The organism is Nocardia sp. X0981, from assembly GCF_977089955.1.
This window is the reverse complement of record NZ_OZ372435.1, coordinates 2891776-2906203: the sequence shown is the minus strand read 5'-3', so window position 1 is coordinate 2906203 and position 14428 is coordinate 2891776. Positions and strand designations below refer to the sequence as shown.

At 66.6% G+C, this 14428-nt stretch carries 10 protein-coding genes and 1 pseudogene; 2 read left to right on the top strand and 9 right to left on the bottom strand.

Features of this window, described 5'->3' with window-relative positions; genetic code table 11:
• Positions 1-17: 17 nt before the first annotated feature.
• The 3 genes from ACYR7D_RS12650 to ACYR7D_RS12640 all read right to left on the bottom strand — a co-directional run bounded on the left by ACYR7D_RS12650 (position 18) and on the right by ACYR7D_RS12640 (position 1942).
• Entirely contained in the window at positions 18-596 is a 579-nt protein-coding gene (locus tag ACYR7D_RS12650; protein ID WP_459549706.1) for a dihydrofolate reductase family protein, read from the bottom strand.
• 206 nt (positions 597-802) lie between these two features.
• Positions 803-1558 (bottom strand): MerR family transcriptional regulator, encoded by a 756-nt coding sequence (locus ACYR7D_RS12645; protein ID WP_459549705.1) that lies wholly within the window; start codon positions 1556-1558, stop codon positions 803-805.
• A gap of 87 nt (positions 1559-1645) precedes the next feature.
• Positions 1646-1942: a WhiB family transcriptional regulator gene (locus tag ACYR7D_RS12640; RefSeq protein WP_459549704.1), complete on the bottom strand. Its 297-nt coding sequence runs from the start codon at positions 1940-1942 to the stop codon at positions 1646-1648.
• 147 nt (positions 1943-2089) lie between these two features.
• On the opposite strand from ACYR7D_RS12640, the gene ACYR7D_RS12635 reads away from it, so the two are divergent.
• Entirely contained in the window at positions 2090-2473 is a 384-nt protein-coding gene (locus ACYR7D_RS12635) for a DUF1707 SHOCT-like domain-containing protein (RefSeq protein WP_459549703.1), read from the top strand.
• A gap of 2 nt (positions 2474-2475) precedes the next feature.
• On the opposite strand, the gene ACYR7D_RS12630 is transcribed toward ACYR7D_RS12635, so the two are convergent.
• Positions 2476-5100, bottom strand: coding sequence for a serine/threonine-protein kinase (locus tag ACYR7D_RS12630; protein WP_459549702.1), 2625 nt, complete (start codon positions 5098-5100; stop codon positions 2476-2478).
• Positions 5101-5241: 141 nt separating this feature from the next.
• A complete protein-coding gene (locus ACYR7D_RS12625) occupies positions 5242-6759 on the bottom strand; it encodes an amino acid permease (protein ID WP_459549701.1) in 1518 nt (505 codons plus the stop codon).
• A gap of 206 nt (positions 6760-6965) precedes the next feature.
• On the opposite strand from ACYR7D_RS12625, the gene ACYR7D_RS12620 reads away from it, so the two are divergent.
• The gene (locus tag ACYR7D_RS12620) at positions 6966-8111 is read left to right on the top strand and encodes an SPFH domain-containing protein (RefSeq protein ID WP_459549700.1); all 1146 of its coding nucleotides are present in this window, start codon (positions 6966-6968) and stop codon (positions 8109-8111) included.
• A gap of 303 nt (positions 8112-8414) precedes the next feature.
• Here the strand turns inward: ACYR7D_RS12620 and ACYR7D_RS12615 are convergent.
• The 4 genes and pseudogenes from ACYR7D_RS12615 to ACYR7D_RS12600 form a co-directional block, all read right to left on the bottom strand.
• Positions 8415-11663, bottom strand: a pseudogene (locus tag ACYR7D_RS12615) (NAD-glutamate dehydrogenase); the annotation flags it as partial.
• Between the two features lie 265 nt (positions 11664-11928).
• Positions 11929-12828 carry a zinc ribbon domain-containing protein gene (locus ACYR7D_RS12610; RefSeq protein WP_459549699.1) on the bottom strand — a complete coding sequence of 300 codons (900 nt, stop codon included), beginning with the start codon at positions 12826-12828 and terminating at the stop codon, positions 11929-11931.
• A gap of 28 nt (positions 12829-12856) precedes the next feature.
• On the bottom strand, positions 12857-13975 hold the full coding sequence (locus ACYR7D_RS12605; RefSeq protein WP_459549698.1) for a discoidin domain-containing protein: 1119 nt from the start codon (positions 13973-13975) through the stop codon (positions 12857-12859).
• 87 nt (positions 13976-14062) lie between these two features.
• Positions 14063-14410: a helix-turn-helix domain-containing protein gene (locus ACYR7D_RS12600; RefSeq protein ID WP_459549697.1), complete on the bottom strand. Its 348-nt coding sequence runs from the start codon at positions 14408-14410 to the stop codon at positions 14063-14065.
• Positions 14411-14428: the final 18 nt, after the last annotated feature.

Here is a 14428-nt window from a genome sequence, read left to right as displayed (position 1 = left end):
ACGACGGGCCACCGTATTCAGGCTTCGCACATCGCGGGCGCGGTCTGACGGTAGTGCATCTGAATCACCGCGCTGTCGAAGGTGAGCACATCCACCAGCCGCAGCCCCGCCCGATCGACCGGTGGCCGGAACAGCGGCACACCGCCGCCCAGCACCAGCGGGTGTACGAAAAGCCGGTATTCGTCGACCAGTTCGTGTTCCAGGAAGGTGGTGGCCGTCGCGGCCCCGCCGAAAAGGACCATGTTCTGGCCCGCGGCTTTGCGCCGGCACACTTCCTCGGCGAAATCCGAGCCGATCACGCGGGTGTTCCACGACGGATCACGCAGCGTACGAGAGAGCACGAGTTTCGGCGCCGCACGCCAGAACCGGGCGAAATCGACATAGAACGGGGAGACCGGCGCGAGGTCGGCGGTCGGCCAGAACCCCGCCATGATCTCGTAGGTTTTCCGCCCGTACAGCAGTAGGTCCGCCTTGCGGAGTTCATCCAGGTACTCGGCGCAGAGTTCCTCGTCGACCACCGGCCAGTGAACTGTCTCGTCGGGGCCCTCGGCGAACCCGTCGAGGGAAATCTGCATCCACAGTGTCACGCTTCCCATGCCATGCCTCATCTACCGCTTCAGACGCCAAGGGAGCAGATTCTGCACGCGACCACGCGCCGACCGCATCGGTAGGTTTCCGGAAACCTACTTAAGTACATGTTCGCGGGCCGTTCGAGGACCGCCGGAAACACCGCCGCCGAATGTACCGTCGATCGACGAAACGTCGTCGAACCGGATTCCCAACGCGGAGAAGTACGAACCGGCTAGTTCTCGACGGGTATCTCGGCGAGTTCACTATCGCTTTCGATGTAGTGGGCGACGAACCGGTTCACGAGCTCGGCGGCCGTTTTCCCCGGCATGGTGCGCGCCAGTTGCAGCTGCGTGGTGAGCTGGGCGAGGTCCGCCGCGCCCTGTTCGGATTCCCGGTACTTCTGCCAGGCCGTGCGGTGGAAGAGATCGACGAAACGCCGGGCCATCCGATCGCAATCGGCCCGGATTCGCTCGAGTTCTCCCAGCACCTCGGCATCGGGTACTCCGGCGGCCGCGAGTTGTTCGGCCATCCGGATGAGCTGCCGGTCGGCGGGCCGATAGGTGACGGCATCCACCGGTTCGTACAACCCCGCGGCGACGATCCGGGCCAGCCCGTTGGGAATCGCGGCATAGCGTTCCTGCAGTTCCGTCGCGGGAATCGTATCGGTGGGCGCGGCCGGCTCACCCGAGGACGGCTCACCGGATTCCATACCGCCGAGCAACGGTCCGACACCGAGGATATCCCCGAGATCATCACCGCGATCCCATGCCGCGAGCAGCTCTTTTATCCCGTTGAGCTTGATCCCACGATCGAGCAGCCTGCTGATCGTGCGTACCCGGTTGAGATGTTCGGGGCTGTAATAACCTGTCCGCCCCTTGACCTGCGGTGGGGGCAGAACCCCCCGTTCGTGGTAAACCCGCAGGCTGCGCACGGTCGTGCCGGCGGCGCGCGCCAGTTCATCGATCGTGTACTCGTCACCAGCAGCCATACAACAAGGAAACCACACGGCGGAGAGAACGCGTGGCGGCGGACACGACCGAAACGCCTGATTCCGCGCCGGTCGCGGTGGGGTTCGCTAGTTCACCGCTCTCGGACCGGTGGCTCGTTGCGCATGGGTACGACGTTCGTCCTCCGACATTCCGCCCCACACCCCATAGGGTTCACCGACCGCCAACGCGTAACTGCGGCACCGGTCGAGCACGGGGCAGGAGCCGCAGATCTCCTTGGCCCGCCGGACTCTGGCGGCGCGAGCCCGGCCCCGCTCTCCTTCCGGATGGAAGAACACCGTCGATTCCAGGCCACGGCAGGATCCGCGCAGCTGCCAATCCCATGCCTCCGCGGCCGGGCGTCGATTCTGGATCACGGTGGACATACCCAACTCCTCTGCCCGCAATTCTGTGAGGGCCAGCGTAGTTACTCCCCACACCTGGGAATCGGATGTTTCGCGGGGTACCGGCCTTCCCGGCAGTGGCGAACCCGACCTCGGCCGGAACCGTGGAAACCGTCCTATGCTGCGAGTATGAGTGAGCTACCCGGCGCACGGATCACCGTTCAGGAACGCGATCGCGCGTTACGGGAACTCGCCGAGCATCTGGGCTCGGGCAGATTGACCCTGCCCGAATTCGAGGAACGCACGGCCGCGGTGGCCGCGGCGGAAACCACCCCGGAGTTGGCGGCACTGTTCGCCGATCTGCCCGCGGCCGCACCCACGCCCGGCACTCACGAGACCACCGACGCCGCGTTCGGCTTCGCGATGCTGGCCGGCGGCGCGGCTGTCTTCGCGCTCATCCTGGCCCTCGTCTACGGCGGCTGGCTCTGGCTTTTTCTGCTGGTGATCCTGCTGGTATCGGCACCCCTGCTACCCGCGATCCTCCATCGACGCCGACTACCCGAGCAGTCCTGACCTCACCACCGGGTATGCGGCCGCACGCTGTTGGCCAGGTCCACGAGCCGATACCGGTGCAGTTTGCCGGGCGCCATCCGGGCCAGGGCCCGCAGCCGGGATTCCAGTCCGCCGCGCAATCCCGCGACGGTGAGGGGGTAGCCGAGCAGAGTGGTATCGGAGGAGGCCGGGCGCATCCGCGACCGCAGCCATTCCAGAGCCGCGCCGACCACCACCACCTGCATCTGCAGCGCACGGGGTTCGTCGGGCAGTTCCAGCCGTGAGGCCGCCTCGAGCAGATCGATCTCGGTGATCTCCCGGTGCGGCCGGGAAACCAGCAGCAGACTGCCGGTCATCCGCGCGGTCCCGTGGTGCCGGGAGGTATCGGGGACCCCGTCGAGCACCTGTACCGCCTGGAGCAGTTCTCCATCGGCGGCCAGCCGGCGGGCCAGCCCGAACGCCGCACTGACCACCCCGTGGTTGGTCTGCCAGACCAACCGGTAGAACTCGGTGGCGGCGGTATGCCAGCGTTCGGAATCGCCGGGGTCGGACAGACTCTGCAATACCAGTTCGGCCGTCGCGGCCAGCGCGAGCGCGGGAGCGAGCTCACCGGGCAGCATGGTGTGCACTTCGTCGAAATGCAGATAGGCCCGCTCGTAGTGCCCGTCCAGCAGAGCCGTGACACCCGAGAACCATTCGATACGCCAATCGGTGGCCGCGCGGGGCCGCAGCGCATCCAGCAGGGCCAGCGCCGAATCCAGATCACCCAGGTCGAGATGGGCGCGGATAGCGGCCAGCGCGCCCTCCACCTCGAAGGTCTCCGGCGCGTCGATGGTGCCCGCGGCGATCCGCTCCGAGGTCTGCCGCAGCGAGTCCAGGGTCTGGCGGGCGTCACCGTGCAGCAGCGGGGTGAGCAGTTCGACGCTGGGGTCGTCGGCATCGATGAGCGGCACCGGGAGCGCGGCCACCACCGCCGCAGCGTCCAGTCCCGTACTGCGATGCCCGCCGTCGACCATCCCGTCCGTCTGGCCGATCAGCGTATCTATCCCGAAATCGCCCCGGAGCGAGCCGAATTCGACCGAAGCCTGAGGATGCTCCCGGCCCGAGTCGGCGGCCAGCACCATCCGCAGGACCCCGGCCAGCTGGCAGTACATCGCATAGGTGGAGGGGAAACGGCGACTGGGATCCGGATGCGTGGCACGCACCAGCAACCGGTGCAGGCACGGATACCGGCGCAGCAGCGGATATTCCTCGGGGGTGGGCATTTCGACGCGATAGTTACCGTGCGCGTCCTTGTGCAGATCGAGGATCAGCGCGGCCAGGGTACGTCCTGCCGCGTAGATATCGGAGGCGACCGTAGGCCCCGTCTCGATGATCTCGGGAGCCTGGTACCCGGGCGTACCGTAGATACTGCCGTAGGACTCCATGGCCGCTACGGCACCGAGATCGATGAGTTTCACCTCATCGTCGGTGACCATGATGTTGTCCGGTTTGAGATCGTTGTAGGCCAGTCCGAAGGAGTGCAGGTAATCCAGGGCCGGCAGGACCTCCATCATGTACGCGAGGGTCTCGGCCACCGGGATCCGCTCCGGCCCCGCCATATCCAGCATCTTCTTCAACGAACGTCCGCCGACGTACTCCATGACGATATAGCCGTCGGCTATTTCGCGGTGCGAACGATGCTTGACGAAGTTGTAGATCTTGACCACGCCCGGGTGGGTGATCTCGGACAGGAACTGCCGTTCGGCCAGCGCCACCACGTGCGCCTCGAAATCCTGCGGGTTCTGCAATCCTTTCAGCACGACCCAGCGATCGCTGACATTCGTATCGACCGCGAGGTAGATCCAGCCGAGGCCACCGTGCGCCAGGCAGCCCTTCACCACGTACTGTTCGGCCACCACCTCTCCGGCGGAGAGCGCGGGGAGGAAATTGTAGGTGGAACCGCAACGGCCGCACTCCCCCGAAACCGGGCCCGGACCTTCGGGTCCCGCGCGGCCGACCGGTGCCTGGCATTTCCAGCAGAAGCGTTTGTGCTCGGGTACGACCGGATCCGCGAGCACCGCGGTGGCGGGATCGACCGGATCCACCCGGGGCAGGGCCACCAGCCCGGCGCCGAGCCGCCGCACACTCGGGCGGGAGCGGGCGTTACGGCCGGAAACCGGTTCGTCGGCGAAACCGGCGAAAGGATCGGGTTCCTCGTCCTCGTCGTCACCGAACAGGAGCTCGTCCAGATCCTCGTCGTCGGGCCCGGCCAGGCTGTTCAGCCGCGCGATATCGTCCCCGGTCAGCGCCGCGATGGCGCGGTCGAAATCGCTGAGATCCGGGGGTTCGGGTGCGGTATCGGAGGGTGGGGGCGCCACGACGGCGGGGACCGCCTCCACCGGTACCGGCACGAAGACACCGGACTCGCTCGGCAGCGCCGCGGCATCCGTGGGACTGCGCGGGCCCTCGGATGCGGCCAGCAGTTCCTCCGCGGCGCGCGTGAGATCCGATTCCGGGCCTCCGGCGCGGTGCACGCTCTCGCTACTGGTGGTGCGCCGGGTGGACCAGGTGTGGGTGGCCCGCCGCGGCATCTCGGCACCGCGGATCCGCCGCTTCGACCAGGGTGGCGGCGCCGGACGCTCGGGGGAGCTGGGATGCTCTGGCATGCACGACCTCTCAAACCCGCGGAAGAACCGAGAGTCCATTGTGGTCCCGATACACGAGCGCCGGAGGCGAATCGTTCCCTTCTCTGGGAAATGCGAATTACCCCGGGTTTGCTACCCGGGGTAATCCGTCGCGGTCGTCTCCTACCGCTTGTCTTCCGGTTCGTCCAGGATACGGACCGTGTCGCCGGCCTCCGCGGCGGCCGCCGGGGCGGCGACGGGCTGACGTTCCGCGGCGAGTGCGAAGACCCGCTTACGCGCCAGGAACCAACCGCCGACCAGCGCCGGAACACCGATGGCGAGCATGGCGATCACCGCGGCCCGCTGTTCGATCTCCTCGCTGAACAGCATCAGCAGGACCACACCGACAAGGAACACCAGGGTGGCGTAGCTGGTGTAGGGCGTACCCGGGAGACGGAACTTGGGTCGGGTCACCTTGCCGTCACGGGCCCACTTCCACAGCTGGAGCTGGCAGAGCACGATCGCGGTCCAGGCGAAGATGGTGCCCAGTGCCGAAACGTTCAGCACGATCTCGAACGCCTGGTCCGGGACGAGCGCGTTCAGCCCGACACCCGCGAGGGCGATGACACCGGTGGCGAGGATACCCACGTAGGGCACACCGTTACGCGACATACGGGCCGCCACGGTGGGCGCGCTGCCGTTCATCGACATGGAGCGCAGGACGCGACCGGTGGAGTACAGGCCGGCGTTGAGGCTGGAGAACGCGGCGGTCAGCACCACCAGGTTCATCACCGAGCCGGCACCGTCGATCCCGATCTTGGAGAAGAAGGTGACGAACGGGCTCTCACCGGCCTTGAAGGCGGTGTAGGGCAGCAGCAGGCCGAGCAGGATCAGCGAACCGACGTAGAACAGCGCGATACGGGCGATCACCGAGTTGATGGCACGCGGCATGATCTTCTCGGGGTTTTCCGCCTCACCGGCCGCGGTACCGACGAGCTCGACGGCGGCGTAGGCGAAGACCACACCGGTGGTCACGACGATCAGTGGCAGGAAGCCGGTGGGGAACAGACCACCGTTGTCGGCGAGGATGCTCGGCCCGGTGGCGGCGCCGTCGAGTTCGAAGCGCCCGGCCAGGAAGATGGTGCCGATGATCAGGAAGCTCACCAGGGCGACGACCTTGATCAGCGCGGCCCAGAACTCCAGTTCACCGAACCACTTCACCGAGATCAGGTTGATGGCCACCACGATGGCCAGCGCGATCAGGGCGATGGTCCATTGCGGTATCACCTCGAAAGCGCCCCAGAAGTGGACATAGGTGGCGATCGCGGTGATATCCACGATGCCGGTCATGCACCAGTGGAAGAAGTACATCCAGCCGACCGCGAAAGCCAGCTTCTCACCGTAGAACTCGCGCGCATAGGAGACGAACGACCCGGAGGACGGGCGATGCAGGACGAGCTCGCCCAGGGCGCGCAGGATGAAGAATACGAAGATGCCGCAAATGGCGTACACCAGGAACAGGCCCGGTCCGGCATCATGCAGCCGGCTGCCGGCACCCAGGAAGAGACCGGTACCGATGGCGCCACCGATGGCGATCATCTGGAGCTGCCGGGGGCGCAGCGACTTGTGGTAGCCCGCGTCTTCGGCGTGCAGGCCCTCCGCCGGCGCCTCCTGTCCCCGAGGCTCTTGAACTGTTGTCATCGTGGTCTTGCCTTTCGAGTGGCGCAGATCATGTCTGCGAGCAATGTACCGCTATTCAGCGGCACGATCAATAGGTAGCCGCTAGGTGTAACGTCATGGAAACCAGCGACTTTCACGTAAGCCGAGGTCGCAGCCCTGTTTACGAGCAATTGATCGAGCCGCTGAACGTCGATACGCTGGCTGTGTCAACCGCTGAGGAGCACCCGATGGCCTGGTTCGAACGCGAGTTCATCGCCGTCCCCGAGACCGGCAGGAAACAACTCGTCTACAAGTGGCCGGATGTGAACATCCGGCGGTACTCCCGCGCCATCGTCAATGCCGACCAAACGGCCCTGTTCGTGAAATCCGGGCATGTCCTCGGCGTCCTGGGCCCGGGCCGGCACCGGATCGACGCAGACGAGCTCCCGGTCCTCGGCGCCCTGATGGACACCCTCTCGGGCGGCAACTTCTACCGCGCCGAACTCTATTTCGTCTCCACCCGCGAGTTCCCCGGCATCAAATTCGGTGGCCGCTTGGCCGATATCGCCGACCCGGTGAGCGAGCAGATCGTCACACTGCGGGTCTTCGGCGAGTTCGCGCTGTCCGTACGCGACGCCCAGCAGCTGATCGTCTCCCTGGCCGGCGGCACGGATCTACACGATCCGGCCGGAATAGAGTCCTGGAGCGCGGAGCTCCTGCTCAAATCGATGAAAGTCGCGGTGACGCAGGGCGTATCGCGAGGAGAGTGGCCGGTCTTGGGCCTATCCGGCCTCCTGCCCATCATCGAGCAGGCCGTAGTGCGCCAAACCAATATCGCGCTCTACGAATACGGGCTGCGCATCTCCCGCCTGGGGAATTTCGATATCACTCTCGCCCCCGAGGACGCCGAACGACTCAAACGACTCGCGAAGGATGTCACCTACATCCGGCTGGCCGGAGATTTCCGGCAGTACGCGGCCGGCGAGATGGCCCTGGGTGCCGGTCAGGGCCTGGCGACCGGACACGGGCACGAGGGCGGTTTCCTGGGCGCGGCGTTGGGAATCAACGCTTTCCAGCAGGCGACCCCGCCCCCGCCCGGTCAGCTTCCGGCCCCGGTGACCTCACCGTGGCAGCAGCATCAAGCGCGGGAGGCCCTCGAGCCCCCCACAGCGCTGCCGGATCCACCCAAACCGGGAGAACTCCCCCCGGCCGCCGACCCCGGCCCGGTATGCGCCGAATGCGCCGCGGTGAATCCCCCGGGCGCGAACTTCTGTGTGAACTGCGGGACCCGCTTCACCCCGCCCCCTCCCGCCCGCTGCCGTGAATGCGGAGCCGAACTCCTCGCGACGGCGAAGTTCTGCGCTGCCTGCGGAACACAGACAGCGCAAAAGTAGATATGTGTTAATTGCCCGCCTTTCGGCGGGGCGGGGTTCGAGGACACCCTCCGCGAAAACACCACCACGTAGACACCCACCAGAAGAGTCACCCGCATGCGCCCCCGCCCGGTGATCTCTCTCCGATCCGGTGTCCAGCAGCTCCCATCTCGCCAAACCGGTGATCCGCATCCGAGGCGACCCCACGGCGCCGAGGCTTGCGAGGCCCACGAAGGGTTGAGCCCGCGGCGCCGCAGGCGCCGCAAATAAACACAGCGGTCCGGCCCGCGTGCGCGGGCCGGACCGCTGTCCCCACACCGTTGGTCAGGTGACGATGCCCGACTCCGAACTACCCGCCAGGCTCCGCACCTGCCGGGCAGCCACCGAGAGCGTGGCCAGATCGTGCCGCGTGACCCCGAAGATCTCGGTGAGCGCGGCCCGCGCCCGAGTGAGACGGGAGCGGTTCGTCTGTTCCCAGTAGTCCAGCTTTTCCGATACCGGGTCCTCGGGATCGGTGGCCGTGGCGATATCCAGCGTCAGCAGCCGTAGCGATTCGTAGAGGTCGTCGCGCAGAGCCAACCGGGCCAGGCTGGGCCAGCGCTGGTCGTGGTCGAGTTCGCCGACCGCGCTGATGAGCCGGGTGATCTCCAGGTGTGCGTTGAGCGCGAAGTACAGTTCCGCGATCTCATGGGCATCGCGTTCGGCGATATCGGAGATATCCAGCACATCCAGCAGAGGGAACAGGTGGATGAGGCGATAGACCTCGGTGGCCAGATCGGCGGGCGCGCCCTGTTCCGCGGCGGCCTCGGCCCGGGCCGCGAGCCCTTCGGACAGCGCCTCGGGCAGCCAGCCGGGTACCTGACCCGACAGGGCGCGCACACCGTCGCGGTAGCGGGTGATATCGGCACCGATCGCGATCGGCTGAGGCCGGTTCAGTAGCAGCCACCGCGCGGCCCGCTCCAGGGTGCGGTTGGTCTCCAGCTCCAGCTGATCACGAACCTTGGTGGGCATGGGGGCCGTCCGGATACGCTGCCACAGCGCGCGCAGCCCGAAGATGTCCACCGCGGCCGTGAAGGCCCGCACGGCATCGCCGGTGGTGGCGCCGATCTCTTCGGCCAGCCGGAAGGCGAAGGTCGCACCACCGAAGTCGACCATTTCGTTGACGACCACGGTGGCCACGATCTCCCGGCGCAGCGGATGTTTGGCGATGGCGCCGGCGAAACGGTCCCGCAGCGGAGTCGGGAAGTATCCCGGCAGCACCGCGGCGAAGGTGGGGTTGTCGGGCAGGTCGCCTGCCAGCAGATCCGCCTTCAGCGCCAGCTTCACATGGGCGATCACAGTGGCCAGTTCCGGTGAGGTGAGGCCGGAGCCGGCGGCGATACGCCGTTCCATTTCCGCGTCGGCGGGAAGCGCCTCGAGCCGGCGGTCCACACCGCGGCGGGTCTCCAGTTCGGTCAGCAACCGCCGGTGTACCGCGCTGCGGCGAGCGGCGCCGGAGCGGGAGAGCCCGATCCGGAAGTTCTGCGAGATATTGTCCCGCAGCACCAGTTCCGCGACTTCGTCGGTCATTTCGGCCAGCAACGGATTACGGTCCTCGATATCGAGTTCCCCCGCCGAGACCACCCCATCGAGCAGAACCTTGATGTTCACCTCGTGATCGGAGCAATCCACCCCGGCCGAATTGTCCAGCGCGTCGGTGTTCATCTTCCCACCGTTACGGCAGAACTCGATCCGCCCCAACGGCGTCACACCGAGATTCCCGCCCTCACCGATAACCTTCACCCGCACCCGGTCGGCATTCACCCGGACCGCGTCGTTGGATTTGTCACCGACCTCGGCATTGGTTTCGGTACTCGCCTTGATATAGGTACCGATACCGCCGTTCCACAGCAGATCGACCGGCGCCTCGAGGATCGCCCGGATCATCTCCGGCGGCGACAACCGGGTGACCGAGGACGGAAGCCGCAGGGCCGCACGCACTTGCGGGCTCACCGGAATGGCTTTGGCGGTTCGGTCGTAGATTCCCCCGCCCGCGCTGAGCAGCGAACGATCGTAATCGGCCCAACTCGACCGAGCCAACCCGAACAACCGCTGCCGCTCGGTGAACGACGACCCCGCATCAGGATCCGGATCCAGGAAAATATGACGATGATCGAACGCCGCCACCAACCGAATATGCTCCGACAACAACATCCCGTTGCCGAACACATCCCCACTCATATCCCCCACACCCACCACCGTGAAATCCTGCGACTGCGTATCCACCCCCATCTCCGCGAAATGCCGCTTCACACTCTCCCACGCCCCCCGCGCGGTGATCCCCATCGCCTTGTGGTCATAACCCGCCGAACCACCCGAAGCGAACGCATCCCCCAACCAGAACCCGTACCGCCCCGCCACCTCGTTGGCGATATCGGAGAACGTCGCCGTCCCCTTGTCCGCGGCGACCACCAGATACGTATCGTCACCGTCCCGGCGCACCACCCGCTCCGGCGGCAGCACCGTGCCGGTGCCGTGTTCGACATTGTCGGTCAGGTCGAGCAGGCCCGAGATGAAAGTGCGGTAGCATTCCACGCCCTCGGTGAACAGCGCCTGGCGATCGGCGGCGGCGTCCCCGGTGGCCGCCGGCGGACGTTTCACCACGAAACCACCCTTGGCACCCACCGGCACGATCACCGCGTTCTTCACCGCCTGCGCCTTCACCAGACCCAGGATCTCGGTACGGAAATCCTCCAGCCGATCCGACCAGCGCAAACCACCCCGCGCCACCGCGCCGAACCGCAGATGCACCCCCTCCACCCGCGGTGAGTACACGAAGATCTCGTACTTCGGCCGCGGCTGCGGCAGCAGCGCGATCGACTGCGGATCGAATTTGAGGGAGAGGTGGGCGGGGGGTTCCCCGTCACCGTTGCGCCGGAAGTAGTTCGTACGCAAGGTCGCCGTGACGACATTGAGCACGGCGCGCAACACCCGGTCGGTATCCAGGCTGACCACGGCGTCGATTTCGGCTTCCAGCCATTGCGCGATACTCGCGGCCGATTCCGAGCTGCCGTCGGGATCGAAATAGGCTTCGAAGAGCCGGACGAAGCCGCGGGACATATCGGGGTTGGCCAGCAACACCCGGGTGATCCCCGCGAAGCCGTAGGAGAATCCGGCCTGTTTCAGGTATTTCGCGTAGGCCCGCAGAACGACCACCTGCCGCCAGTGCAGCCCGGCCCGCAGGATGAGTTCGTTGAGTCCGTCGACCTCGGCGGCACCGAACCACATGGCTTCGAATGCCGCGGTGAACCGCTGCGCGATCCCTTGGGCGCCCGGGCCGTCGGGGAGGTCCAGCCCGGCCTCCAGTTCGGGGTCCAGCTGGGTACGGAGTACGGCCGAGACCACCCGCAACCGGAAATCGTAGATCCAGTCCGATCTGTCGTCTTCGGATTCGAGCTGGTAGGGCCGTTCGTCCACGACCTCCACACCCAGGCTGTGCAGCACGGGCAGGACGCGGCTCAGGGAAACGCCTTCGCCGGCGGCGTAGAGGGTGAAGCGCCACTCACCCGGCGGGGCGTCGGTGGTGCGGTACAGCGCGGTCCGGAATCGCGCTGTCCCCAGCTCGTTCGGATCAATCCGGAATCGTTTCGGCGAAACTGTGTCCTGCATTGTCGTCACCGTGATCCGCGCCTTTCCGCTTCGGTTTCGAACCTCGATACACAGGCACTCTACGCGAATAATGTGCCGTTGTATAGCGGTACGTTAAATGTGCGTAAACGATCACCGATCGAGGTAGCGGGAAGAAACGAGACCGCCGTCACGTTCGCCAGCGAACGGGCCGCAACGCCGGATCAGGACCTCAGGACTGCAGCAGACCCGATCGCACGAGAAACGTTCGCGCACCCGAAGCACTGGCGAAGGCTCCGGTATCGACGCGCAGTCCCGAGGTCGTATCGGCGAACCACACGGCGGAAGAGGCACTGACGGCCGCGAACACCTTCCCGTCCGCGACCACGTCCCCGCCCGCCGAACGCCATTGCGCGATGGCCTGGGCCAGCGGGCCCGGGTCGGCGGTCTGCACCTGGAACGCCAGCCCGCGGCCGCCGGTTATCCCGCCCATCAGCAGCGGACTGTCCGCGGCCAGAACACAACTGTGCACACCTTCGGTTTCCTCGTGCGGGCGGCAGGAGGCGGCACGCAGTGGGCCCGGTAGCGCCGAGAGAGCATCGGTCGCCACAGCCGGACCGGCGGCCGGGCCGGCCAAACCGTGCGGACCGGTCAGCACCGGCGGGGTGAGAGCGCAGGACCTGACCATCAGGAAAGCCAGGACGAGCAGTACCGCCACCGCGACACCCGCGGCCGCCCGCCACTGCCACTTCGGATGATGCCGGTGCACGACCTCTTCCGTCTCGTCCACCAGATGCGAACGCAGGAAACCCAGTACCCCGCGGGTCCGGTGATGCGGATGACCCTCCATATGCGCAGGAGCATGCCCCTCGTGCGCGCCGTCGTATCGGACCGGATGCTCCCCTTCGGAATGCCGGCGGGCTTCCCCCGGCCGGGCGCCGAGCGCGCCCACCCGTCCACTCATCTCCGCCAGATGCGAGCCCAGCCCACCGTGGGCCGCGGCAGCGCCCGGCCGTTCGCCCGGTGTCCCCCCGGAGGGCGCGGGCACATCGGGCAACGGGGCGCCGCAATTGGCGCAGGCGGCACCCGGGGTCGCCGAATGGCCGCAGTACTGGCACCGCACCACCGTCATCCGCGCAACCCCCGTCTCATCCCGGGCCTCATTTACCGGTGATCACGATCGATGAGATGGCCACGGTATTGACCGAGCTGTCCCCGCTGGATTTCAGCACGGTCAAGACGATTTCCGAGGCCTCGATCGGCGGTTCGATCTGCGTCACCACCAGCGAACGCTGATCCAGCGTCTCCTGGGTGTAGACCGTCTTGTTGTCGTCGTCGAACTGATACGAAACCCGGCTGACGGTGCGATACTTCGTCCACTGATCGGTGCCGTCGGTACCCACGTGATCCCAGCCGGGAACGATTCCGATCGAATCGATCTCGTACTTCTGCCCCAGATCGATTCGCAGCACCTGACCATCGATCTTGTACGCCCGTGGGCAGGACCACGCCTTGTCCGGCTCACCGGAGAAGGCATCCATACCGTCGGTGCCGCCGGGGGGGCATTTCGCTTCCGCGGACTCCACCTCGAGCGTGCTGCTACCCGCGGGCTCCGTGGACGGCGCCACCTGTGTCGGTGCCGGGGTGACCGCCAGCGGCCGGCTCTCCTGCGGTTCCTCCTGCCCACTGGTCAGCACCAGCAGGACAACGATGAGCAGTGCGACCACCGCCGCCACCGCGATCGCCACCCGCGGCTTACGCAGTTGATCGGCCACCTCACGGGCGATCTCCTGCGGTGACTGGCGTTCGGTACGCGCCGGTTCCGGCCCGGCGGCCGGTTCGGGCTCGGCCTCGGGGGGTGCGGTCGCGGTGAGCCGGCCCGCGACGCGTTCGGCGTTCTCGGTGGCGAAGGACGACGACGCCGCATCCGGCACCTGGCCGCTGAGCAGGGCGTTGATCCGCTCGCTGGCCGAGGGACCGGCACTGGATCGGCGTGGGCGCGGCGCGGCGGGGACGGAATCCGGCTCGGCGGCCGGTGATCCCACACCCACCGGTGCCGGAATGTCGGATTCGGGTGTTACCGGCTCACGGTCCGGTCGTGACGAGGCGAGCAGCGATTCATCGAACGCGACCCCGGTGACCGGGGATGCGGCCGGTTCCGGCGCATCGGTCTCGGCGGGCGTCTGCCCGGTGAGCCCGAAAGCCGGATCCGCCAGAAGGGCGTCCAGAATCGCACCTCGATTGCGGAGAAAAACATCTCCGGAATCCGCATCGGGCATAGCCGAAATGGTATCGGCTCCCGATCCGGCGATACGCCCCACCTTCCCAGCGATGGGAGCTTCGGTGTGCCGGTGACGACAGCCGGGTCAGCGCGGTTTCTCGGCGGTGACGAAGTACTCCGGCGGCACATCGAAGACCCGCGCCAGGGCGATGATCAGATCGAGCCGCGGTATGGCATCACCGTGGATGAGCCGGTACAGCCCCGATTGGGAAACCGGTACGTCCGGATACGCGAGTTCCAGATGCTGGGCGAGCGAATACAGCGTGAGACCGCGCGTCGACCCGTCCTCGGTGGAGACCACCGACTCGGCGATCAGTTCCGAGAGCCGGTTGGAGAATATGGCCGCCGCGGCTTGCCGAGGGGTCTGCTCCTGCGCTCCTTCCGCGTTGTCGAACCTGCCACTGTCCGAGTCGGGATCCGCTACCACGGTCATCGAGATTACCTGTTCTGC

What these genes read in the sequence shown, in the direction of transcription:
- ACYR7D_RS12635 (WP_459549703.1), top strand. Translation starts at nt 2,090, where the DNA reads ATGAGTGAGCTACCCGGCGCACGGATCACCGTTCAGGAACGCGATCGC.
- ACYR7D_RS12650 (WP_459549706.1), bottom strand. Translation starts at nt 596, where the DNA reads ATGGGAAGCGTGACACTGTGGATGCAGATTTCCCTCGACGGGTTCGCC.
- ACYR7D_RS12630 (WP_459549702.1), bottom strand. Translation starts at nt 5,100, where the DNA reads ATGCCAGAGCATCCCAGCTCCCCCGAGCGTCCGGCGCCGCCACCCTGG.
- ACYR7D_RS12610 (WP_459549699.1), bottom strand. Translation starts at nt 12,828, where the DNA reads ATGACGGTGGTGCGGTGCCAGTACTGCGGCCATTCGGCGACCCCGGGT.
- ACYR7D_RS12620 (WP_459549700.1), top strand. Translation starts at nt 6,966, where the DNA reads ATGGCCTGGTTCGAACGCGAGTTCATCGCCGTCCCCGAGACCGGCAGG.
- ACYR7D_RS12645 (WP_459549705.1), bottom strand. Translation starts at nt 1,558, where the DNA reads ATGGCTGCTGGTGACGAGTACACGATCGATGAACTGGCGCGCGCCGCC.
- ACYR7D_RS12640 (WP_459549704.1), bottom strand. Translation starts at nt 1,942, where the DNA reads ATGTCCACCGTGATCCAGAATCGACGCCCGGCCGCGGAGGCATGGGAT.
- ACYR7D_RS12605 (WP_459549698.1), bottom strand. Translation starts at nt 13,975, where the DNA reads ATGCCCGATGCGGATTCCGGAGATGTTTTTCTCCGCAATCGAGGTGCG.
- ACYR7D_RS12600 (WP_459549697.1), bottom strand. Translation starts at nt 14,410, where the DNA reads ATGACCGTGGTAGCGGATCCCGACTCGGACAGTGGCAGGTTCGACAAC.
- ACYR7D_RS12625 (WP_459549701.1), bottom strand. Translation starts at nt 6,759, where the DNA reads ATGACAACAGTTCAAGAGCCTCGGGGACAGGAGGCGCCGGCGGAGGGC.